This is a genomic window from Massilia aurea (assembly GCF_024753205.1).
GTDB classification, from domain to species: Bacteria; Pseudomonadota; Gammaproteobacteria; order Burkholderiales; family Burkholderiaceae_D; genus Telluria; species Telluria aurea.
Map to the genome: position 1 here is coordinate 993,490 of NZ_JANUGZ010000003.1, position 22,444 is coordinate 1,015,933.

A 22,444-nucleotide genomic window follows, 5' to 3' on the forward strand; every position below is an offset into this window, starting at 1 on the left:
GCTCTCAAACGGTGGCGCAATGCCCGCTTTAGGATGGGGCACCCTGGCGTCATGCGGAAGGAATCCAATGAGTCTTGCCGTCCTCAAAAGCCGCGCGCTGGCCGGCATGGCTGCGCCGCCCGTCAATGTCGAAGTGCATCTGGCCAACGGATTGCCCGGCTGGACGATCGTTGGCTTGCCCGACACCGAAGTGCGCGAAGCGAAGGACCGCGTGCGCGCGGCGCTGCAGAATTCGGGCTTCGATATTCCACCGCGCCGCATCACGATCAACCTCGCGCCGGCCGATCTGCCCAAGGAGTCGGGGTAAGGATTAGTTCCCCCATGGACTTCTCAAGGGTTTGTTCAATCTATGGACGAGGAATCTTAGATTGACTTCCTGACACCATAGGCCTATGCGCTAATGCCTCCCCCACGATCTCAACAACAAGAGCTGGAACACTCACACTACGGCGCTGGAGAAGCGTGGCCGCAGCCGAAAGATTCAAAAGATCCTCATACATCGCGACGGGCACACGTATTAAAACCTGCTTTTTATTCGACGAGCTACTTGAGTTAGTCATGGATTCCGCACTAATTTTGTAATATGGGAAATGGGCCACATATGCCGTGGCCTATTCTGCACGAAACCTAGACGATACGGCAATGCAAAGAATGCCTTTCGTCCTAAGGGATGACTATCCCCTGCGAGCCTTAGGTACTGCGATCCGCGCACTGCGTAATGAACAGGGTATCTCACAAGAAGATCTTGCAGACTTGTGTGGTATTGATCGCAGCCACCTAGGACGGATTGAACGTGGCGAACGAAATGTTGGCATCCTGAACATCGTCAAGATTGCAGAAGCGCTAACTTGTACTCTCGCCGAGTTGTTTCGCCGCGCTGAGCTATAAAATCTCGTTGATACTACTATAAATATTCTAGTAAATTCACTAAGTGGCCTGCCGCTTGCATTGAGTATACGAGTATCTCAATTGTGCCCCTCATCTGCAAAATTAAAACGCGCCCAAAGATTCTGACGTCAGAATAATATAAAAATATATCCTTGAAAATCAAGGACTTATTGACATTCCACCGACCCTAGCTTTACTGTTACGAAGTCTTCATCTTTAGGACACTTCATGGCAAAGCTAGAGTGCATCCATTTTCGTTCCCATAGTTGGGCGGACGAAAACAATTGGGTTAAACTAGATTCCGGTAGCATTAGCGGCCTTCCCCAGATTTTCTGGGATAACAATATGCCGTGGACCGAAGCCAACCAATGGTTCTATGAACGTGGCTCATCCAATAACGTATCGATTAAAACTGTAGAAGCAAATGCAGCCGCAGTTCATGCATATGCTCAATGGTTGGAGGAAACGGGCACCGAGTGGTGGCACTTTCCAGTACGAAAGGCAGAACGATGCCTTGTCCGATATCGAGGACACTTAATAGCTCAAAGAAGCGCAGGCATCATTGCTCCGTCAACTACCCAGCAGCGTATGAACGCTGTCATTCTCTTCTATCGTTGGCTGGTGGAATCCGAGTTGCTCACCGTCGACTCCCCGTTGTGGAAAGAGAAAAGCGTAGGGGTGCACCTAAGCGACGGATTCGGACTCAAAAGAACGATAACCGTGAGGACCACAGAACTATCAATTCCTAATCGACATGCACCAGGAATGCGCCTAGAAAAAGGACTCCTCCCTGTCTCTCCTAATGATCGAGACCGGCTGCTCCAATTCTCGTCCCAGTACGCTTCATACGAGTTGTTTATGTTGCTTACACTAGGGTTTTTTACGGGAATGCGGATAGGAACGCTTACGGACCTTAAAGTCGAAACCCTTCAAAACGCTGTTCCTGATCCATCCACCCCAGAACTTTATCGATTGAGCGTAGGCCCCAGTGCAACCCCACCCGTCGCAACAAAATTTGGAATAAGCGGATGCGTTTGGATTACAGCGACGCATTTAAAAACACTCACTGAATACTCATACAGCACACGGCGTTTGATTCGTGAAGCTAAAAGCTCTCCCGAAAACAGAAATAATGTCTTTTTAACGAAATTTGGGAATCGCTACTCTCGGTTCGGCGGGGATAAAAGCGCCGCAATAAATGTCGAACTGCATCATTTACGCGGCTTAGCCAAGAAGCACAACTTCCGCGGATTTGAAAATTTCCACTTCCATCAGACTCGCAGCACGTACGCAACGGAGCTTGCTCAAATCGCCTTAGCCACCACTACTCCCGATCTTGCAGTCGCTTTAGTAAAAGACGCGTTACTGCATAAGGATGAGGCTACGTCATGGCGCTACATCAAATTCGCGCAACTTTACCCAGTAAAGCAAGACATCGCGAATTCATTTACCCGGTCGTTTCTAGGTTCACTAAGGGAGGCCAATGCCGAATAGCCCGAAGGATCTAAAATTTCATAATATCTTATACAGCAGAGATGAAACCATATGGGATCTTTCTTGCTTATTATATATTGGCGGATCCGCTATAAATTCAAGAGCCCGGGACGAATCTCTGCATAGGCTGGACGGTCCTTTAACAGAGAGACTTCCATTAGTCGAGAAAATATATGATTTTCTTGACGAAGCAATTGCAAGCGGGGGGAGTAGACACACTGCGCATTCTAAAATACGTTCAGTACGAGCTTTCTATACATGGGCTGACAATAATGGTGCATCCCCGACATTGACATCTGTTCCGGAACTATTTGCAGGATGGACAGAATATCTAATTCAAAGGCATAGGAAGAATGAGCTGAAGGAAGTTACTATATACCACCTTGCAAATTCCGTTGCAACCATACTGGACCCAATACTAGAGTTAGAAGACGGAATATTACGATCCACTCGCCTAAGAAAACCCCAGCGAGCACCAGGCTATACACAATCAGGCAAACAAGATCTTGACAGCACCTTCAAAATGGGCGCGATCCTTCTTAATATTCGCGAAACACTAACTACAGAAGTAATATTTGGAAAGCTGCCCGTTGTCGTAAATCTAACGAATGGAAGAATGCTAAACGAGTGGTCGGGTCTTCAACCGATAGACGATCTTAAGACTCTGTCGAATCCAAAAGCAAACGCTTGGGCAGTGCAAAACATCTTCAGAAAAAGGACCGCTTACGAAAACGATCGAACGCACCGAACTAGACATCCACTACTTAACCTTAGAATCGAATGCGAGTTACTCATTTTCATTGCTCAAACTGGGATGAACTTAGCTCAAGCACACCAACTTAAAATCGGCAATTTCTCTTATCAAAGTTACTCGCGCGGATACAAGGTATTTCGTGTATATAAAGGGCGTCGAAAGGGCGAAGTGGAGTTTGAGATTTTTAGCGAATATAGACAAGTTTTCGATCAGTACCTTCGTTGGAGAAGAGAAAACTTCGACGAAAATGAAGTATTATTGTTCCCCTTTATAAAAACACGAAATCGGTCAATCGATATCCCTCCAATATTCGCCGCGCTTAAAAAGCGATTTTCCGAACTGAATGAGACCTTCGTCGGACCTCGCATGTTACGCCAGACAAGAACTAATTGGCTATTGCGCAGAACGAAGAACATTGACTTCGTAGCACAAGCCAACCAGCATAGTCCGCTTACCTTAATTCGGAACTACGACAAACCGAACCATCAAGTCGCACTTAGAGAAATCGCCGATTTTCACGTAGTGTCAAACGCGACTAATGAGCCACCCGGCCCTGGAAACTGCGGCTCAAGAACGCAAACGCCTTCTCCTTCGTTGCATATCTCTCTTGAGGCACCAGCCCCGGACTGCTCTAATCCTTCCGGCTGTCTTTTTTGCCTACACTATCAAGATATTGATACGAGAGATCATGCATGGTCTTTGCTGTCATATCGACACTTGAAAGTACTTGAGCTTATAGGTCAAACAACGACCCCGGACTTTACCCAGCAGCCAGTTACATCAATCGTTGCGAGAATCGACGAAAAAGTGGCTTGGTTTGAAAGCTCGTCACCTGTACGTAACGAATGGGTTCATGAAGCCAAGTTAAGGGTTTTAGAAGAAGATTACCATCCCAAATGGGACGGCTTCATCCAACTAATGGACGACATAATATGAGAAATTCATCTTTAAAACTCTCGCTTTGTATCGATAGTCCTCTGATTAGCCGTGAGTCCCTCAACTTTTCTCCTCCAGAATGGCCTCCGAATAGGAGCACGCCGGTCGTGATAGGCCATAAAGGGGAAATAATTAGTCGTTTTAACGACCATTTTTGGGATCTATCAATATGGGCTGGCAAGTCCATGAAGATTAACTTCGGCGATGGCCCTCAAAGAAAAGGATGTCCACCAATCTCGACCGATAATGCCGATACACTCAGACTATTCGCAGGCTGGATGCTTTGGGGACCGAGAGGCGTACGCAGCCCAGGAACACTTTCATCAAAAATAAAGCTTCTGCGGCCATTTTTTATTATTAGTTCAAGAGAGAATATTCGAGTCGAGGCACTTGGCCGACATCCAAAATTGATTGATGAGCTTTGCATTCAATTAAAGCCAAAAAGTCTACCGGAAACAATACGCATGCTCACAGCATTGTATGAGCAACGCAAACAAATTGGAGGATATATTCTCGGACCGGAAGAAATAAAAAGGTTGACTGCAATTCGCAAAGAGGATTCTCGCCGACAAACTCCCTATATCCCCCCGAGAATTTGGAAATACCAGCTTAATCGATTACGCGAGGTTCTAGAAGAATATATCGAATTCAAAGACAAAATAGAGCAGTGCCACGAGTTTTGCCTAGATGCTTATATCAAAAACTATGGCTCTATCGATTCAGCATACTCTCCATCCAGAAATTATGATATTGCACCGTTCGGCGACCCGCCGAATACCGCAGAACATACTAGATTATTAGAATTTCACGGCAGCTTCCATAATACTGCAGCTCGCTTTGGAATTGATAATCTGCTTTGCAAATACCGCAAAATCAGCGAAAGTAGCATTCCTATATATGCTCTTTCACAATATATGAGAATGATTACAGAGGCCGGATGTGCATATATTATTAATCTGTCTTTGATGAGGATAGAAGAAGCATGGCGACTAAAATTAAATTGCCTGAAAACTGAAAGCGACAGTACGCTTGGTACAATTTATATGCTTGAAGCTCCAACGACTAAAACTATAGACGACAATCGAGCAGTTTGGGTAACATCTTCCGAAGTATCGGTGGCGATAGACGCTATGGCGTCAATCGCAGCAATGCGTAAATCTGCCATGCCGTCGTTTAGTAATATTCAACCAAGGAGATCACATCATGACTTCTATCTTGCTCCTCCAGTATGGGCGCCCTGGGTAAGCGTAGGAAGAATTTCTCTTCAGTCAGAAAAACGGCAAGCTTATACAAGCTATCGCCGATTGGTCGAGGAAAACCCTCGTCTGTTCGATGCCAAAGAATTAACGATTACTGAGGAGGATCTCTATTTCGCGTTAAGATTGAATCCTGATTTAGATACCAAACTGTTCAAAGTAGGTAGTGTTTGGCCTCTCGCGTGGCATCAATTGCGCCGAACTGGCACAGTTAATATGCAGGCGTCTGGTATTGTTTCCGAAGCATCATTACAGTATCAACTAAAACATTTGTCTCGGGCAATGACTATGTATTATGGGCGTGGCTCGGCCTATGTTAATCTCGACGAGGGTACGCGGACCGAATATCTCAAAGCGATGTTTGAGGTCCAAGGAAAAAAAATTGACAAGCTATTTAACGATAGTTTTGTCAGTCCATATGGCGCGCAAAGAAAGGCCGAGATTCTGAGGCCCGTCAATGGCATAACGGCGAATAAATTATCGACAGCGGCAAAAGAAGGCCGGGTAAGTTGGAGGGAAACTCTACTGGGCGGCTGCACTAAACGAGGACCCTGTGAATACGGAGGAATCGATAACATAATAAGATGTGGCGGTGGAGATGGGAAAAGCCCTTGTGCTGATGCTCTATATGACCGAGATAAAAAGCAACGCGTGATCAAGCTCAGCAATGTTATCTCAGAGCGCTTACGCCATGCTACAGAAGGTACTCCCCATTACGCCTCGCTTATAGCACAACGGTCTGCCGTGCAGAAAGTCCTTAATGTCATCTCGTGAAAAATCTCAAGATAAACATGCCGAGAAGAATTTCCGCTCTGCTTTTGATAGACTAAAATCTGGAAAAACGGAACGCCTCCCTGCGGGCTCCCGTTTTTCACAAAATAATATTGCGCGGGAGGCAGGCTGCGATCCATCAGCTCTAAAAAAATCAAGATACCCGGCGCTAATACTAGAAATACAAAGTTGGGCTAATTCTAGCGCAGCAATTGCAAGCGATAAAAAGGTTTGTTCTTCGTTAATATCTAAGAAAAGTAGAAGGGCACTAAATGATCAGATGCGTGATCTCAAGGAACAACGCGACCATTTAGCTAGCCTCCTTCTTGAAGCGCAATCAAAGATAATGACTTTGAGCACAGAACTCAATACTCTGCATGCTGCTACAGTACATACAAATGTTCTACCAATCAGAAAAATGGATAAATAGTCCGAGCAGATGTTGCCCGTCGTTAAGACCTTGTAAGCAAGACGCCTGGCGCACCAGGTTAGTATCGGTAAATGGCTACGCCAGCATGTTAAGTCACTGGCGCAGCGGAGTTCGCGTGGAATTGAAAACCGGACAAGATATTAATCTTGATAGAGAGCCATATATTAAGCACCGCGTACAAAAGAACTATTATGAAGATTATCGTCAGCTATTATTCATACGATCCCCAATATTGAACGCGCGGTGATACTCTTGGTGCAGAACAACTATTCACATCTTCAAGAAAATAAGCGAGTGGTTGACCAGACATGCCAATAAACCCACGTTTTTACTCTGCAAACAATTAGCTATTGATTGATTAGAAGCGGACCTTGCTTGTGCCTGCAAGTACAAAGCTTAAACCTCTAGCTGGATTCGCTCCAGCGAAGAGCGAACAATAAATATGGATCGCGAATATCCAGTACATCTTTATCCGGATCCCACTCCATAATTGCTGCATTCGCTGCGTCGTTGGCGAGCGCTGACATATGTGCGCACGCGCCAGTTACACTCGATCCTTGAGGATGATCTTGAAGGCATACTTCGGAGATCCGCTTAAGTAAGTCTGGATAACTCAAGGTAAGTTGTGGCGGAGGAAGCTTAAGAGCTCTAACTAAAATTGGATAGACGTCGCTAGCGGTTTGATCTTTTAGTACGTAAGGTTTTCGATCTGTACCCCGAACCTTCGGCCCTTCCTTCATCACTCGTATTACAGAACGGTAGTCGTTTGTTTGTGCAGCACGGCGACAAATCTTATCAATCAGTTGAAGTGTACCTTCAACCAAAAATTCGTTAGGCATTGTTTCGGTAATTTCAACTTCAAAGCAAAGATTGAGGCACAGTGACTGCATGAGCTGCGGGGATCCCGCAGCCTCCATTGCAAATGCAGAAATTATAGAATTCGAAACATTCATGTTCAGTTCCTTGAACCCCTGCAAGGCAATTTTTGCCAATTCAGGCGCATTCCAGTAGTCGAAGTCAAGATTCAACATCCGGCCCCGGAGATCAGCATTTGCGATTACGACGTCGTCGGAGTGATATGGAACTGCTGCTAGTATAAATCGGACGCCTTGACGTACAGCTTCTTTTATTACTTCAGCAACTTGAATTTGAATCTCTTTTCCAATGTAATGAAAGTCATCCACAAACACGACCAATCCGCTGTCTTTCAACTCAGCTACTAGAAGAGCCAGATAATCTGGGCGTACATCAGTGGTGGTGCTGCCAGTGTTCGTCCATTTTCCACCAAGATTCACTGCGCCCTTAGTCAAAAGCGGAACACCCCCTTCAATGCTTGCGACACTGCTTACTTCTGAAATTTTTGATTCTAATACGGTTGAAGGAATTGGGGTTCCAATAGCCGTGAAAATTCGTCTCCATAATTCTTCTGCCGTAATAATATTGGCTCCGCTAACATGGACCAAGTTATCGCGACCTAACACTGATTCCACGAAGACGGTTTTCCCGGATTTAGATGGGCCTGAAATCACAATTACGCTGCCACCAATCTCAAGATTTTCCTCCAAAGTCTTCCGTTTCTCCTTCAGGTGGTCTCCGACGAGGGTGACAGTCGGTAGATCATTCGGAGTAAATACTTGAGTCCGTTTCATGGGAGCCTTTTCTTTTATTAATATTCGTAAGAAAGAACGCGAGCGTCGTTCTATTAATTGGTCGCTCTAATGCCTACCGCTTCCGGCCCAAGCTGGGTAAATCGCACGATGCGCAGTTATCCGGGGTTTCTCTACAATTCTCGCTTATTTGAAACCTGATAATGCTCGGCAGGTCAACTCACTCTTCTATTTGCCAGTTCACGCAGGCGGTCTGCTACCTTCGGCACCAAGGTTGCGAGTCCCTCATCGTTTGGGAGATATCTAATGTATCGAATGTGCCGCAGGTCGAACGGAACGTCAGATTCGTGTTGTGCGATCAGGATCACTTCCTTGCCAAGAGTGTGCACGATACCGGCCTCGTAGAAGACGTTAGCATTCTTTCCCGATAGATCACAGATAACAACAGTCGCCGTGCTAATGAGCTTTACGACATCTTGGATGATTGTGTCGTGATCCCAGATGTCGTCAGCACGAGAGCAATGCATACCAGCATCAGCAGCCGCCTGCTGCAAAGCCCCGTACACTCGCTTGAAACCTGCGTCGAATGGCATCATTACGCTTACCAAATCGTGTCTTGCCGGCTCCTTAGGTAATGTGAAGACATTGGGCTTCACACGGCCTATACCTTCAGTAAAGAGCACACGGAACAAGTCCGCGTCCTTCACGGCCCAGTGGTTAGTACCAAAGTCACCGAATCCTCCCTTCGTGTTCAAATCGAAATGCAGCTGGGGCGCCAACCGCTCCAGTAGGGAGTTTGGAATAGGTGGAATGTCGGCGTCAAGCGTGTACTCGACAATGTAGTTGGTTGCACCGCGTCGTACTTTGGTTACCTTTCCGACTCGCGCTAAGACAGGACGTTCACGATCCCAGCCGGACTCATTAGTAAACACTGTAGGCAGCCCTAATAACGCAGCCTCGTCGAGCACGCGGTTAGGCGCGAATCGCTGCTTCAAATCTGGGTCTGTATAAAGGAAAACGCGGTCGTGGCCTAGAGTTAGCGATCCGCGCGGCTCGGTAATCTCCAGACCACCCACCAGGAAGTTAAACATCCGGAAACCTTTCTAAAAGTGTCGGCGCAATTTGGGTGTTGCCGCTCAGTTATGTGTTTTCAGGATTGTAACTCTCTACAGCGTTCTATAGACGCTTCGACGAATTTCACATCGGGTCATGGCTGATCGCGGCTGCTGGCGATCCCGTGCACGCCTTCAGCGCTATCCCACGCGCCTTTGAAGGGCGCTTCCAGCCTCTCAACCTTTCGATTCGTACACACCTCGATCCAGTCGATCGTCGAAGTTACGTTTACATATCGTCATGGTTAAGCTCTAACTTTGATAATATGTGAGCTTAACTTTGACTACGTGCACTTCTGGCCATCGTCAAAGTTAGCCACTCGCCTTAGCCCAGTGATTTCAAGGGCTTACAGCGTGTAAGCTCAACTGAGATCGAGAGCGTTTCTTTACAGTTAGGAATGCTGAATAGGCATTATCCACCTGGTGAGGTTCAGGAAGGAGCATCCCTTCCAGCTGTGACGGCCCGGCGACTGCTACTGGCCGAATCCGGCCTGTCGGAGCACGGTAGCAGCTTGCTGGGCGAAAAATTCCTTGGATTGTCACGACCGGCTGGTTCCGACCCATAGCAGACGCTGACGGTTGACGCTCACTCGTGTCAAGCTGTCAGGCTGTCACATTGATGACCGCCTCAATCCGATACCCCTCGGGATCGAAAACGAAGGCGGCGTAGTAGCCTTTGCCATACTCGGGCCGGGGTCCTGGGGCGCCATTGCATCGTCCACCGTGGCGCAGCGCGGCGGCATGGAATTCGTGTACCTGACTCGGTTCAGTGGCTGTAAAGGCCAGATGAAAGCGTTCGCTAGGAACGATGACTTGCTTTGCACGTTTCAAGCACAGCTTATCGTCACCTCCCTCATACCCGTAGCCCACGGCCTCGTCGTCAGCGAAGACCTGGGTGTACCCCAATGGCCTTAACACCGCGTCATAGAAGGCAGAGGTCCGGTCTAAGTCAGAGACCGCAATAGACAAGTGATGCAGCATACTTTCCTTATTTGATAAGTCTGTTTCTGGCCGAACCCGACCGTTGAGCTGAGCATAGCAGGTCACCAAGGCGGAAAAGTCGCAGACTGTCACGAAGGGCAGGCATCAGCCAAAGCAGTCGTCGGTGAAGTGTTTTTTCGATACCAAAGACGCCTTGGCACGTACAATTTCGGCTTTATCTCAAAAAACAGGCCGGGACCGCATGCAAAAACTTTTAGAATATTACAGCGAGTTGGAAGCGATCTTGCCGTCGCAGGGACCGGGTTTCAGCGCCGCGATCCTGTGCGCAGGAGAAACGTTATTTGAGCGCCATCATGGCCTTGCTTCATTGGAACTCAAAGTGCCGTTGTCGCGCGACTCGGCATACTACCTGGCATCGGAATCGAAGCAATTCACGGCGGCCTGCGTCATGTCCTTGGTACACGAAGGCGCGATAAGTCTTGATGACGACGTTTGCGCACATTTGCCAGAGTTGACCAAATTCGAGCAACCCTTTCCGTTGCGAAGTCTGTTAAATCATAGCAGCGGGATTCCAGATTATTTCCAGTTCCTACAGTGTCAGCTTGGACGGCACGAAGCTGACTACTTCAATAACGACATCATCCTGCAGTTGATTTCTCGCATGGACACAGTGGAGTGTCCTGCACAGACTGAACACCGGTATAGCAATAGCAACTACATCCTTCTAGCCACTCTCGTCCATCGATTGAGCGGCATGACGTGCAAGGACTATGCTAGGAAGACGCTGTTCGAGCCGCTCGGCATCCAGGAAATGACATACGATGACGATCGCTTTGATGTCATAGAACATCGGGTGTTCAGCTATGAAAGTGACGCGGCACGTTCTTCTGGGTACAAACAGCATTTGGGTAATGCCAACACGGTTGGTGATGGCGGCATTTATGGCAGCACTGCTCAGCTGCTACTGTGGGAAGTCGAATGGCATCGCCAATGGGCCGACCATTCAAGCCTGCTGCATGCAATGCTGCAACCGTCCCCCTTTTTGGATGGAACAGTGCCTGACTACCGATTTGGATTAGAGATCACGGAAAGGTTTGGGCAAGAAGTTGTGTTCCATAACGGCGGTCTTTGGGGATTCAACACGCTGATTGTTAGGGTACCCCAGTCCCGTATATCAATAATACATTTGGCCAATTGCCAAAATGCTGAGCCGGACATGGATCGAATCCTCTCTGCAGCACTTACCTAGGTGTAGGACAGTCAGCTAGACCATTCCCGTATGGACCTTCTCGGTGCAAGGCATTACGCGTCATTCGCTACGACTGCTTTTGGCCGAATCCGGCCGTTCAGGTCAGCATAGTAAGTTGCTAGGATTGAACACCCAGCGGTAGCCGGTATAGGTGAAGATCGGCCCAAGCATACGACCGTCGGGACCGAGGGAACTCATTTTAAAGTCTCGCCCCGAGCATTGGCAGGCTCATCATTTGGCACAGATTTGCACTCGCGATGGTCCATCCTGTTTCCAATTTCCCATAGCTGTACGAGCAACAAAAAGGTGCCCGGTGAAGCGACAGTCCCCTGCTTGGTACGCTTTAGGATAGACACTTCCCTGTAAAAATTCGATGCGATCACCTTGTTGCTGGAACTGAAATACGCGAATATATTCTGGGCCCGAGAACTCTCCGTATTCATCAGGCACATCTGCAAGGCGTACTACTTTGCCAATGCGTTCTAAAGCGTTTCGTGCTCGAAGGGGCAGTCTGTCGTCAACGACAAAGGTGAGCTCATTAGTACTACGTTCGTTCAGAGCGGCTTTGGCAGCAGACATCCAGTCGGCATCAGTAAGTTCCGAAGGCGTTTTCCCGTTTGCAGATTCTAAGCACATGACGCCTAGGAACATCAAAAGGAGTATGGATTTCTTCATGTCGCCACTTTTTCGTTCCCTCAAACACTAGTTAAGAGACGGTACTAACGTAGCGCAGACGCTACACGAATGTCCGCTTGTGGCCGAACTCTGCGCTACGCGTCAGCTTAGCAAGCTGCCGGTCCGGAAAAGCCACTGACTCGACAACTGCTGTCAGTTGAGCCAGCTTGGACAGTACACCTATGAACTGTTGAAATTAGATTCTGAAATCTGCCAGTTGCTTACCGCCAGCGATGCCTTCTGCTATCCATTTTGGCTGGCGCCCACGGCCGCTCCAAGTTTGACCTTTATCAGCTGGATTGTAGTACTGCGGCTCTACCTTCTGCCCTTTCCCCTTTGACGACTTTTTCGAATTTACCGCCAGCAATTCCTCGACGGTCACGCCTACGCCCTGTGCAATCGAGAGAATTTGCTGACGTGCTTTTGCTAAGTCGCCTTGCTGGCGTTTCTTGATCTCCTCGTCGATGCCATGTTGGAGTTCCTTCAGTTCGCTAAGGTTGTAGCTTGACAGGTCAATCTTCGTCATTTTGTTTCCTTTTCAATGAGTTATAACGTTCTGGTGCCGATTCTAATATGCGCTCATCAATTTACATGTCTTACGAAGCACCGTCAGCGGTCTTCTAAAGGGCTTGAGCAAAGAATGCGGGACAGTTTAAGCTATCTGCCCTACTACGTGGAGCAAAAGATAAGGCCGACAGAATACCCCGACATCAGCCGAGGGCAGTAGGTCTAAGCTTCAGTTTGCTCGGAAATTTCTAGTGCGTCATCAACTTCGATGCCAAGGTATCGAACTGTGCTTTCGAGCTTGGTATGCCCTAGCAGAAGTTGAACCGCACGAAGGTTCTTGGTCCTTCGATAGATGAGTGTCGCTTTCGTTCGGCGCATGGTGTGTGTACCGTATGCTGCGACATCAAGCCCTATTGAAGTGACCCACCGTCTGACGATGCGAGCGTACTGGCGCGTGGACAAATGCGGCGAACGCGTGACTCTGCTTGGGAAGAGGAACGCGTTGTTAGAAAGCTTGGCTTGCTCAATCCATGCCAACAGTGACTGCCTTGTCATTTCAGTAACTTCAAACTGTACTGGACGCTGCGTTTTACGTTGCATGACTATTGCACGATGCATGATGCTGCGCCCCTGTGCGATGTCGCTGACTTTCAAGCTCAGCAGGTCACAGCCACGCAATTTGCTATCGATTGCCAAGTTGAATAGGGCAAGATCTCTGACTTGTTCAGTCAACTGAAGCCGAATTCGGATGGCCCATATCTCTTTCAACTTCAAAGGACTTTTCTGGCCAACAAGCTTCCCCTTATTCCAGGCAGCTTGAGAGGCCGACGTCTGCATGCACGGTTTCATGAGGTCCTCCTTAGGAATCGGACCTTATTTTGGCGTACTGTTGCTGTTGTAACGGACGGAGTCGGACGCCGTCACCTGACCCACAGGGACGTAGCAAGAAGGACTGCTTCTCAGCTAACGAGGACGCGTGAAGAGCTTGGGTGCTACTTCCTGTCCCCAACGGGGAAGAAGTTCGTCGGGTTCCATGCTCTCGCCATCGAACCAGGAAAAACGCCATCCCACTGCAGTTTTTAAACTTAGTTCCATCCAGATCATCTGCATACCCATCTGGAGCGCGTGCCATTGGTCCACGCCGTACGCAACTCGATCCTCGTCTAGAATTCCTTCAAGGCTGAGCTTGCATTGCCACGCTCGATCAGCAATGGTGCCCGGTGCAAAGACGCCAATTTGGACCGAAAACTCAGGTCCTTGAGGTGAGTACACTGTGCATTTGCGGCTCACAAATAGTTCAGTCATTAAGTATTCACATTGGAAAGTCGGCTAGATCACCGGTATTACGCTAACCGCTTCTGGCAGAGCCCGGCCGTTCAGGCAAGCATAGCAGGTTGCCAGGTTGAAAATTCAGCAGTGCCGCGACAGGCTGGAACCGACCCAAAGCGGTCCTTGGAATTGTAGGATGAAAGATTTATTTCGACGATTTCAGGAAGCTTCGTAATCCGTGCGTTAGCACAAGCGGAAATACACTAGCATGATCTTCATCTTGAAATACACGAACACGAGTCTTGAGACCCGGAAACCTATTTGAATTCAAAACCTTGTCAAATTCTTGAAGGTCTTCCACCATGTCGGCATCCTCGGTTAGCCGCGAACGCTTTTCCCCTGGCGGCAACCGTTCTAGTCCACCGATGCCGAAGAATACAGAAGCAGGTAGGTCATGATGCGATTTAGCAAATGCTCTCTCCCTATCAAACATAACACCGGCGTCATACCAGAGAGACGGACTGCCTAGGATGTAATGGTTAAAAGTGCGCGGCTCTGTAAATAAAATTTGTAATCCCAGTAAGCTGCCGTATGAGTGACCAATAAAAATCTTTCTATTCACGTCAACACGGTAATGTCGATTAATATTTGAAAACACCTCATTGGATATAAATTTAGCATATGCCGCAGCCTCTCCGAAAGCAGGTTTTTTTCCTGGCATATCTGAGTTGTAGCTGTGGTTTCGCGGAGCCGTAGGCGTGTAATCACGGCGACGACTGTAGGCACCACTCTCACCCTTAGCGTAGGACAACCCAACTACGATCATCTCTTCCATACCCGCATGCTTGCTAAGACGCGAAGCAATGTTGCGAACAATGGGAAATGAGTAGTCAGCATCGACAACGTAAAGTACGGGGTAGCTCTTGCTAGTCTTCCTGTAGGAATCTGGCAACGCCACGTAGAGTTGGTAATCTCGGTTTAAAGCTTGAGCGCGGACACTGCGCACTTCCGTATTCTCAAGAAAATAGGATGGGACACTTGAACTGGCGGCTGCTGCGCCGCTAAACCAGCAGCAAAATGCAGCGATTAGGCTTAAGAATTTCAATGTATTTCTTTCATATTGTTTCGTCTAGTCTTCGACCAGATGCTTGGCCAAATTCCGTTTTTCGCTAATGACTGGTTTCGACCCGAAGCGGACCTTTGCAATGGATGGGCAGTCGTCCGCGAACTCTAAGCGTGCTTCCTGAATAATTTGCACCCCACCCAACCGATCAAGCCGACTAGGACCACAATCGAGGCCTGCATCGAATACACCTCAAGAGTTTGAGGACAGCCCCACATGCAGACGGAAATGTTGAAGATTGCTGATAGGGCTAGTACGACGACCAGTGCCACCAGGGCAAACGAAAGCAGTACCTTTTTCATAAGCCCCTATTGTGGAGTACCGCGAGTTAGCTGAATGGCAGTGCCGTGGTCTGCTCTTGGCCGAATCCGGCCTGTCGAGCCAACATAGCAGGTTGCCCGGTTGAAAATTCGGCGGTGGCCGCGACAGGCCGGTACCGACCCAAAGCGGTCTTCGCACTAACAACCTGCTGGGCGAATTGCCCGGCTCTCCCGGGTGGGATCGTGCGACCGGCAATAGCCAGCGTGATTCACGATACCCGCAGCTCTACCTTCTGCGTTAATGGTCACGGTCACGGTGAACTGATCACCCCATTGCGGCTTGTAGTAGATGATCCTAGGCCAAGGTGGAGGTGCGAAGTCGAGTGTGATGTGTGCTGACGTGATCTCCTCAAATGGAACATGCGAGAGGTCTGTCAACTTTGCAAGGAGGCCGCGATAGTGAGCCAATACAGGCGCGAGCTCAGACGACGACGGCTGAGTGGATGATGCCAACAAGTCGAGTAATACCGTGGTCTGACCATTCCGTTCGGCCAGCGAACGTAGCTTGCCGATTGCCCAGTAACCATCCAGATCGTTGTTCCGGCTAGCGAATGAGCCGCACAAATTACTGGCGACGTTTGTCAGGTGCGCCCCTCTAGGCATGTGTCATCCCTTGTTCAATTAGTTTGGTACACAACGTCGAGCCGTGACCGAGCTATTTTTGCCAACCTAGGCCGTTCGCGTCAGCTTGGCAGGGTTCCCGGCCTGAAGAGTCACTGACTGTTTCGACCGGCAGCTGTCGACCAGAACCTGACGTCTAGCAGATTAAGCTAACAGAGCGCTACGCTGGTCTCTAGCGCTTCACTTTTTGCTCAGATATTTGGCAATCCATTTTTGCTTCAACAGACGGGTACGCTCAGTCATTTGCAGTCATTAGCGCAGCAGCTCCTGCTGCTTGTTGCCTCACTGATGGCCTTCAACTCGGCAGTCACTTCTTCATCCCCCAGACTGTACACGGGTGCGAATCCGCCGCCTGGAGTCCTGAAGTTCGTGGTCTGACCTTGATAGACGCGCGCGGCTGTCCACTGGACTCGGCTGTTGTATACGTAGCTGCGCAAGTCAAACTTCAAAGTTTCAGGACTGTCAGCCGTACCGGAAACCCGAACGCCAGGAGCGACAACTCGCTGAGCGATGTATTCGCCCAACAAGATTTCTTGCCAAACCCGCTTCGTTACCTTGTCGCCCCGGTAGGCCGCTCTGCCTCCGTATCCAGCGACAGGCTTGAAAAACAGATTGCCTCGCTCGTTCCACAATCGTTCCGCGTTATTGGTCGTGACGCTCTCGGTGAAAGGCACGTTGGCAACCAATATGTCGATAGTAGCTTGGGGGACTCCCAACCCTTTGAGCGCTGTGGCGTCACTTAGTATGGTGAGATTGTGCTTGTTCGCGTAAAGCGCATGAGCTTGAGGATGCGGGGTGAGTACAAACGCGTCTTCGCAGTACGCGTCGTGCAGAGCGCGCGACTCAGGCGCCTCAAGCATGAAGTCGGTAAGCCGATTGTAGACCAAGTCAATCTTAAGCTTAGCAAACCACAGCGCGCCGTCTCTAAAAGTAAGTTCCCTCGGGTCTGCGATGATGGCGTTGATGTCGTTCTTGGCGAACAGCCGCTGAAACAGGAGGAATTCAGGGTAGAGGAACTGTTGCTGAGGTTGCGTGTCGACTATTGCTATCGTCCGCAGAGGCGCAGTTTGTCCTGCTGCTGCCCATTCTGCCCAGAACATCTGCACTATCTCGTCCTCGAACATAGCGCCGGAAAGGACAGCTTGTGCCAGCTGGTTATCGTCCAGACAACAGGTTCGATGTGCCCTTGCCATAGCAGCGTTAAGCATCGCACCTCCAGCGTTTGTGTTTATTTCGATGAGGCCGAGATTCTCGCCGTCCGGGTGGAAGTCATATCCGAAAAACACACCTCGCGCACCGCCGGCTCCACTCTTGGCAATATCGGGCGCATCGGCCAGTACAAGCTCTCGGTATGAGGGGAGCTCAATGACAGACTCTAGTGCACGTACCACCTCCTCGATTCTGTCCGCCTGCGTACTGGAGATGAAAACGGGCCGTGCAGAGAACAGGTATGGGCATCGTTCCTCTATCAGTTCAAATAGCATATCGTCATGCACTTCACCGGACAGCGCCGACTTCAAGGCAGTCTTGTCCAAGCTGCTGCAAAAGCAGGAACTGTTGAGCTGTTCTGCTGGCAACCTGGTCGAGTCATAGTTGCTTGCCGGGTTGTCAGTAACGATGTCGGAATTTCGCATACGGTTCCTATCCTTGGTGCGAGCTTATGGCTCGGGTACTCCGCGCCGCCGCCTGCCCGCGAAGGCGTAACGCGTTAGTAATTACGGAGACGGAGCTAAGGCTCATGGCAAGGGCGGCAACCATGGGAGACAGGAGCTGTCCTGTGAAGGGATACAGCACCCCGGCCGCCAGGGGTATCCCAAGCGCGTTGTAGACAAATGCAAATCCGAGGTTTTGCCACATGTTTCGCACCGTCTGGACAGAAATGGAGCGAGCGACCGCAATGCCGCGTAGGTCTCCCTTCACGAGGGTGATATGGGCACTATTGATGGCCACGTCCGTTCCGGTACCCATGGCTACGCCAACGTTTGCTTTGGCGAGCGCCGGCGCATCGTTGATACCGTCGCCAGCCATTGCGACAACCCGCCCCTCTTTCTGCAATTTGTCTACCAATGCAAGCTTGTCCTGCGGTTTCACCTCGCCATAGAACTCGTCTATCCCTAGTTTGGAAGCAACCGAGCGCGCCGTCGTGGTTCCATCCCCGGTAGCCATAACGACAGTAATTCCATCGTTACGGAGGGTCGTCAGCGCCTCTATTGTCGTGGCTTTGATAGGGTCAGATACTGCCAAGATGCCTACTAGTGCGCCTCCCTCGGCGAGGTACATTACGCTGGCACCCTCAGCTCTCAAACTCTCAGCAGGCCCCGTGAGGGCGTGCCAGTCGACACTCAAAGACTCCATCAATGCAGTATTTCCTAGTGCAACCCGTTTTCCGTCTACGATACCGGTCACCCCAATACCACTGGCAGACTCGAAGGTTTCGGGCTTCGATAGCAAAATACCTCTCGTCTTTGCCTCGGCTACGATAGCGTGAGCCAACGGGTGTTCGCTGCCTTGGTCAAGGCTGGCGGCGAGCTGAAGGACGTACTCGTCGTTGTACCCTGGCGCCGCGACAACGGTGTTGAACGCCGGCTTTCCTTCCGTTAGCGTGCCCGTCTTGTCGACGATAAGGGTATTAACCTTTCGAAGGTCTTCGATAGCTGCAGCGTCGCGGAATAACACACCCTGCGTTGCCGCACGGCCGGTTGCAGCCATGATGGACATAGGCGTGGCTAAGCCGAGCGCACAGGGGCATGCAATGATAAGCACTGCCACCGCGTTAACGAACCCAAAGACCCAGCTTGGTTCCGGGCCGAACAGTCCCCAGACCACAAGGGTCAGAAGCGCGATTGCCGCGACAACAACTACGAAGTACCCCGCCACGGAGTCAGCCAGGCGCTGCATTGGCGCGCGCGAACGTTGAGCCTGCGAGACCATTTGCACAATCTGGGACAGCATTGTTTCTGACCCAACCTTCTCTGCGGTCATCACGAGGCTTCCGCTTGTGTTAATCGTTGCGCCTATTAGCCGGTCGCCAGGTCGTTTTGTTACCGGCACGGGCTCGCCTGTAAGCATCGACTCGTCGACCGCGCTTTTCCCTTCCGACACCATTCCGTCTACCGGGACCTTTTCGCCTGGGCGAACTCTAAGGGAATCTCCGACGTGTACATGGGTTAGGGGAACATCTTCTTCGCTCCCGTCTGCGGCAATACGTCGCGCCGTCTTGGGCGCCAGACCCAGCAACGATTTGATGGCAGCAGAGGTTTGCGAGCGCGCACGCAGTTCGAGGATTTGGCCAAGCAGCGTCAGGGAAACGATTACTGCCGCCGCTTCGAAATAGACACCGATACGACCGTGGCTTGCAAAAGTGACCGGGAAAGCGTTCGGGGCTAACGTGGCTACGACGCTGTAGCCATACGCAGCCATGACCCCTGAGCCAATGAGCGTCCACATATTCGGGCTCATGCGCATGAGGGACTGGAACCATCGCACGAAGAATGGCCAGCCGGCCCAGAGAACGACCGGTGTGCTTAGCGCTAACTCAATCCAGTTTTGCCCAGCTACGCCTGCCGGGAAAAGGACATGACCGAACATTGCCAGCGCAAAGACAACTGCTGTCAGAGGTAGGGTCCACCAGAAGCGCCGACGGAAGTCGACTAGTTCCGGGTTTTCTTCGTCGTCCAAGGAAGGAAGTTCAGGCTCCAACGCCATGCCACAAATTGGGCAGTTACCTGGCACGGCCTGTCGAATCTCGGGGTGCATCGGACAGGTGTACATCGTCCCTGTAGGAGCGTCCGTTGAACGAACTTCTGCCGGTTTCGCGGCGGCCAAATAACTCTCCGGCGCAGCTCTGAACTTCTCCATGCACTTTGGGCTGCAGAAGTGATAGACCTCGCCCCCAAACGTAATTTCTCGCTCAGGGTTTGGACCAACCTTCATCCCGCATACAGGGTCGATGAACGGTTTTGAATTCGCTGGTTGCTCTGGATGGTGCACGGAGTCCGCACCGTGGGCATGGTGATGATTTCCGTGTCCCGCCGCGTGGTCGTGTGTACCCTTGCTCTCAGTCATGGTCGCCCTCCCAGGGTCGTAATGTCACATCAAAACTGCAGCGCTACCGATAAAAGATGCGGCACAGTTGCTTGTCTATCCATTCACTAGTCATGACTTACTCTAAACGTTCCCTTAATGGGAAGGTCAAGCACATTCCTGCTGTTCAGAGCCCGCACCAACGTGCGGTCTCTGAACAGTCGGCTACTACATTGCAGCCGGCGGCTGCTGCGAAGTCAAAACCGCAGCTGCAAACAGCACAACAAGTAAGACAATGCTCTCCACCTTTAGCACGAACTTCACGCGCTCAAGACCATGCACTGAGCCTCGGGCAAGGGCAAGTCCGACAAACTTGTTGTACCCGCCGAGAATGAGCGCAGCGCCTACCAGCCCGACCTTTATCAACAATGCAGTTGTGTAGATGCTGTTGCCAAATAAGTTGTCTACGGTTCCAACCCTGTTCCATGCATTGAACAGCCCAGTTATGAAGACTGCTCCGACTGCGACCATGGCCGCTGCAGACATCGAATCGAGGTAGCGAGCCAGGCGATTCAGGTCAGGCTGGCCTGCGTCCGTAGGCATCGACTTCCATGCAGAGACAGCAACTAAGCCAGTCCATGCGCCCATCGCAGTCAGGTGGATTACCTCCGCTGCGAAAGGCAGAGTCCAGTAACCGTTTTCGCCGGCATGCCCCATTGACGCGCGCACAAACGCGAAGAGACCTAGGGCCACCAGCACCGTCCACTCGCGCCACACTGCAGTCGAACGAAGTGCTCGAATCACCAATACCAGGGTAATCGCAAAAAACGAGATATAGCCGGCCCGCCCAATACTTGTCATGGTCAACATCTGCCAGACTACATCTTTGGCTTCTTGTAAGCTAACGCCCCCCATTACGGCGGCGGATGCCCACAACATTGTGACTGTCGCTAGGACGCCGAGTGTAGCCGCGACAATATCTCCCGCGCGCAGCAGGGCTTCAGCGTCTGCGCGAGGGACACCTGAGGCCAACAGCCAACGGCGGGCCAGCCAGGAGCCGACAAGCCACGCGAACGCAGCGTTTAAGGCAACGACTGACCCAACTTGAAGGCCCAGGACGCTATCCACTTATTTCACCGAGAACGAAAACGTGCCCGTACGGCGGTGACCGTCATGGCCGGCGACAGCCCATTTAACGGTATAAGTGCCTGTGGACAGACCATTGGTTTGTAGGCGCACCATTGTCGGGTTGGCGGCATCGACCTTCGCCTTCTCGGTCTCGACGACCTTACCGTCGGTGTAAGTCAACGTAACGGTGCTAAACGCTTGCTCGACTTTCTCGTTGAAGGTCAGGGAAATTTCGGTCGGCGCCGCTTCCAAAACGGCTCCTGGTGTCGGGTTCGAAGCTGCAAGCTTCGCGTGTGCCATCGCGAGTGGGGCTGCGATGGTAGCTGCTGAAAAAACGCAGGCTGCTGCGATTTTTTGGATAGATTTCATATTCAACCTCTAGTAGTTATTGATTACTTAGCTTTACGGGAGGACCAGTGGACGTGCGTGATGAGCCACTTGTCGCCCTGCTTTTCTAGTACGGCAGTCTCTGTTCCAAACGAGTGGACGTTCGTTCCTTTGAACTTGCCTTTTGTCTCCGTTTCGCGCGTGACGATGGCGATATTTCCTTCCACTCGCTCGTTCTGGCGAATGACCGTCTGGCTCGTCGCTTTAGCAAAGGCCATGTCACTGGGGAGATGGTGACCAGCATATTCATCACGTGAGCGCTCAACATAACCAGACTCGAAAATCTGGATAGTTGGGGAGAGGAAGACGGTAGCTGCGTCGGCCGTCCCCGCCGACAACGCTTCATGAAACGCAGAGACGGTTTCGAGCGGAGTCGCGGCGAGTGCCTGGAAGGACGCGGCAGAGAGCGCAATGGCAAAAAGTGTTTGGCGCATAGATTTTTATATGTCTGTAATGGTCGGGGACAGCCGACAAGCCGATTTTCGATTACTAGACTTGTCGTGCTCTTAACTGCTCTCGAACTACTTACTTCGTCGGCGTTGCCCAGGATTTTTTCATCTCGGCCATGTGCGCCACTTCCTTCTTCTGCATTTCGACGAGTCTGTTCGCGAACTCCTTAACTTCGGCGTGCTGGAGCTTTGGAGCTGCAGTCTGCGCCATCTTGATGGCGCCTTTGTGGTGCTGGCTCATCATGTCTACAAACATGCGGTCAAACTGCTCACCCTTGGCTGACATTAGCTTGTCACCGCTCATGCCTTTCATTGACTCGGGCATCCCAGGCATTTTCATGTTCATCGCTTCTGGCTTCCCGGCATACCACTGTTCTTTCCACCCTTTGAGCTGGGCAATCTCTTTTTCCTGCTCGGCCATCATCTTCTTGGCCATATCCTTAAGTTCTTGGTTGGCTGAGCGACTTTCAACCAAGCTGGCCATATGCATTGCCATCTGATGA

20 protein-coding genes and 1 pseudogene are annotated in these 22,444 nt (G+C 50.5%); 7 read left to right on the plus strand and 14 right to left on the minus strand.

Going from position 1 to position 22,444, the window contains the following annotated elements; all coding sequences use genetic code 11:
- Positions 1–67 precede the first annotated feature (67 nt).
- From NX775_RS15020 to NX775_RS15045, 6 genes and pseudogenes are all read left to right on the plus strand, one after another.
- Positions 68–304: pseudogene (locus tag NX775_RS15020) on the plus strand (magnesium chelatase domain-containing protein); the annotation flags it as partial.
- Positions 305–651: 347 nt separating this feature from the next.
- Positions 652–888, plus strand: a complete 237-nt coding sequence (locus tag NX775_RS15025; RefSeq protein ID WP_307732263.1) for a helix-turn-helix domain-containing protein — start codon at positions 652–654, stop codon at positions 886–888.
- 228 nt (positions 889–1,116) lie between these two features.
- Positions 1,117–2,382: a site-specific integrase gene (locus NX775_RS15030; protein WP_258836721.1), complete on the plus strand. Its 1,266-nt coding sequence runs from the start codon at positions 1,117–1,119 to the stop codon at positions 2,380–2,382.
- Positions 2,372–4,072, plus strand: coding sequence for a hypothetical protein (locus tag NX775_RS15035; protein ID WP_258836722.1), 1,701 nt, complete (start codon positions 2,372–2,374; stop codon positions 4,070–4,072). The genes NX775_RS15030 and NX775_RS15035 overlap by 11 nt, the downstream gene beginning before the upstream one ends.
- A 185-nt stretch (positions 4,073–4,257) precedes the next feature.
- A complete protein-coding gene (locus tag NX775_RS15040) occupies positions 4,258–6,102 on the plus strand; it encodes a hypothetical protein (RefSeq protein ID WP_258836723.1) in 1,845 nt (614 codons plus the stop codon).
- Positions 6,089–6,529: a hypothetical protein gene (locus tag NX775_RS15045; RefSeq protein ID WP_258836724.1), complete on the plus strand. Its 441-nt coding sequence runs from the start codon at positions 6,089–6,091 to the stop codon at positions 6,527–6,529. The genes NX775_RS15040 and NX775_RS15045 overlap by 14 nt, the downstream gene beginning before the upstream one ends.
- A gap of 404 nt (positions 6,530–6,933) precedes the next feature.
- Here the strand turns inward: NX775_RS15045 and NX775_RS15050 are convergent, their stop codons facing one another.
- The 3 genes from NX775_RS15050 to NX775_RS15060 form a co-directional block, all read right to left on the minus strand.
- Positions 6,934–8,178: a P-loop NTPase fold protein gene (locus NX775_RS15050; RefSeq protein ID WP_258836725.1), complete on the minus strand. Its 1,245-nt coding sequence runs from the start codon at positions 8,176–8,178 to the stop codon at positions 6,934–6,936.
- Positions 8,179–8,351: 173 nt separating this feature from the next.
- Positions 8,352–9,227 (minus strand): hypothetical protein, encoded by an 876-nt coding sequence (locus NX775_RS15055; protein WP_258836726.1) that lies wholly within the window; start codon positions 9,225–9,227, stop codon positions 8,352–8,354.
- A 624-nt stretch (positions 9,228–9,851) separates the two neighbouring features.
- The gene (locus NX775_RS15060; protein ID WP_258836727.1) at positions 9,852–10,229 is read right to left on the minus strand and encodes a VOC family protein; all 378 of its coding nucleotides are present in this window, start codon (positions 10,227–10,229) and stop codon (positions 9,852–9,854) included.
- A 124-nt stretch (positions 10,230–10,353) separates the two neighbouring features.
- Here NX775_RS15060 and NX775_RS15065 point away from each other — a divergent pair, with 124 nt between their 5' ends.
- Positions 10,354–11,439, plus strand: coding sequence for a serine hydrolase domain-containing protein (locus NX775_RS15065; RefSeq protein ID WP_258836728.1), 1,086 nt, complete (start codon positions 10,354–10,356; stop codon positions 11,437–11,439).
- A gap of 231 nt (positions 11,440–11,670) precedes the next feature.
- On the opposite strand, the gene NX775_RS15070 is transcribed toward NX775_RS15065, so the two are convergent.
- From NX775_RS15070 to NX775_RS15115, 11 genes are all read right to left on the minus strand, one after another.
- The gene (locus tag NX775_RS15070; protein ID WP_258836729.1) at positions 11,671–12,114 is read right to left on the minus strand and encodes a hypothetical protein; all 444 of its coding nucleotides are present in this window, start codon (positions 12,112–12,114) and stop codon (positions 11,671–11,673) included.
- A gap of 196 nt (positions 12,115–12,310) precedes the next feature.
- On the minus strand, positions 12,311–12,640 hold the full coding sequence (locus NX775_RS15075) for an H-NS histone family protein (protein ID WP_258836730.1): 330 nt from the start codon (positions 12,638–12,640) through the stop codon (positions 12,311–12,313).
- Between the two features lie 203 nt (positions 12,641–12,843).
- Positions 12,844–13,470, minus strand: a complete 627-nt coding sequence (locus tag NX775_RS15080; RefSeq protein ID WP_258836731.1) for a tyrosine-type recombinase/integrase — start codon at positions 13,468–13,470, stop codon at positions 12,844–12,846.
- Positions 13,471–13,584: 114 nt separating this feature from the next.
- Positions 13,585–13,926, minus strand: a complete 342-nt coding sequence (locus tag NX775_RS24250; RefSeq protein ID WP_379732045.1) for a DUF6968 family protein — start codon at positions 13,924–13,926, stop codon at positions 13,585–13,587.
- 169 nt (positions 13,927–14,095) lie between these two features.
- Entirely contained in the window at positions 14,096–14,995 is a 900-nt protein-coding gene (locus NX775_RS15085; protein WP_258836732.1) for an alpha/beta hydrolase, read from the minus strand.
- A gap of 1,198 nt (positions 14,996–16,193) precedes the next feature.
- Positions 16,194–17,588, minus strand: a complete 1,395-nt coding sequence (locus NX775_RS15090) for a hypothetical protein (RefSeq protein ID WP_258836733.1) — start codon at positions 17,586–17,588, stop codon at positions 16,194–16,196.
- Between the two features lie 7 nt (positions 17,589–17,595).
- Positions 17,596–20,019 (minus strand): heavy metal translocating P-type ATPase, encoded by a 2,424-nt coding sequence (locus tag NX775_RS15095; RefSeq protein WP_258836734.1) that lies wholly within the window; start codon positions 20,017–20,019, stop codon positions 17,596–17,598.
- A gap of 186 nt (positions 20,020–20,205) precedes the next feature.
- Positions 20,206–21,105, minus strand: a complete 900-nt coding sequence (locus NX775_RS15100; protein ID WP_499560824.1) for a CopD family protein — start codon at positions 21,103–21,105, stop codon at positions 20,206–20,208.
- Positions 21,106–21,474: a copper homeostasis periplasmic binding protein CopC gene (gene copC / locus NX775_RS15105; RefSeq protein WP_258836736.1), complete on the minus strand. Its 369-nt coding sequence runs from the start codon at positions 21,472–21,474 to the stop codon at positions 21,106–21,108.
- 23 nt (positions 21,475–21,497) lie between these two features.
- A complete protein-coding gene (locus NX775_RS15110) occupies positions 21,498–21,926 on the minus strand; it encodes a YybH family protein (RefSeq protein WP_258836737.1) in 429 nt (142 codons plus the stop codon).
- 91 nt (positions 21,927–22,017) lie between these two features.
- The coding region (locus NX775_RS15115) for a DUF305 domain-containing protein (RefSeq protein ID WP_258836738.1) at positions 22,018–22,444 on the minus strand (427 nt) is incomplete at its 5' end.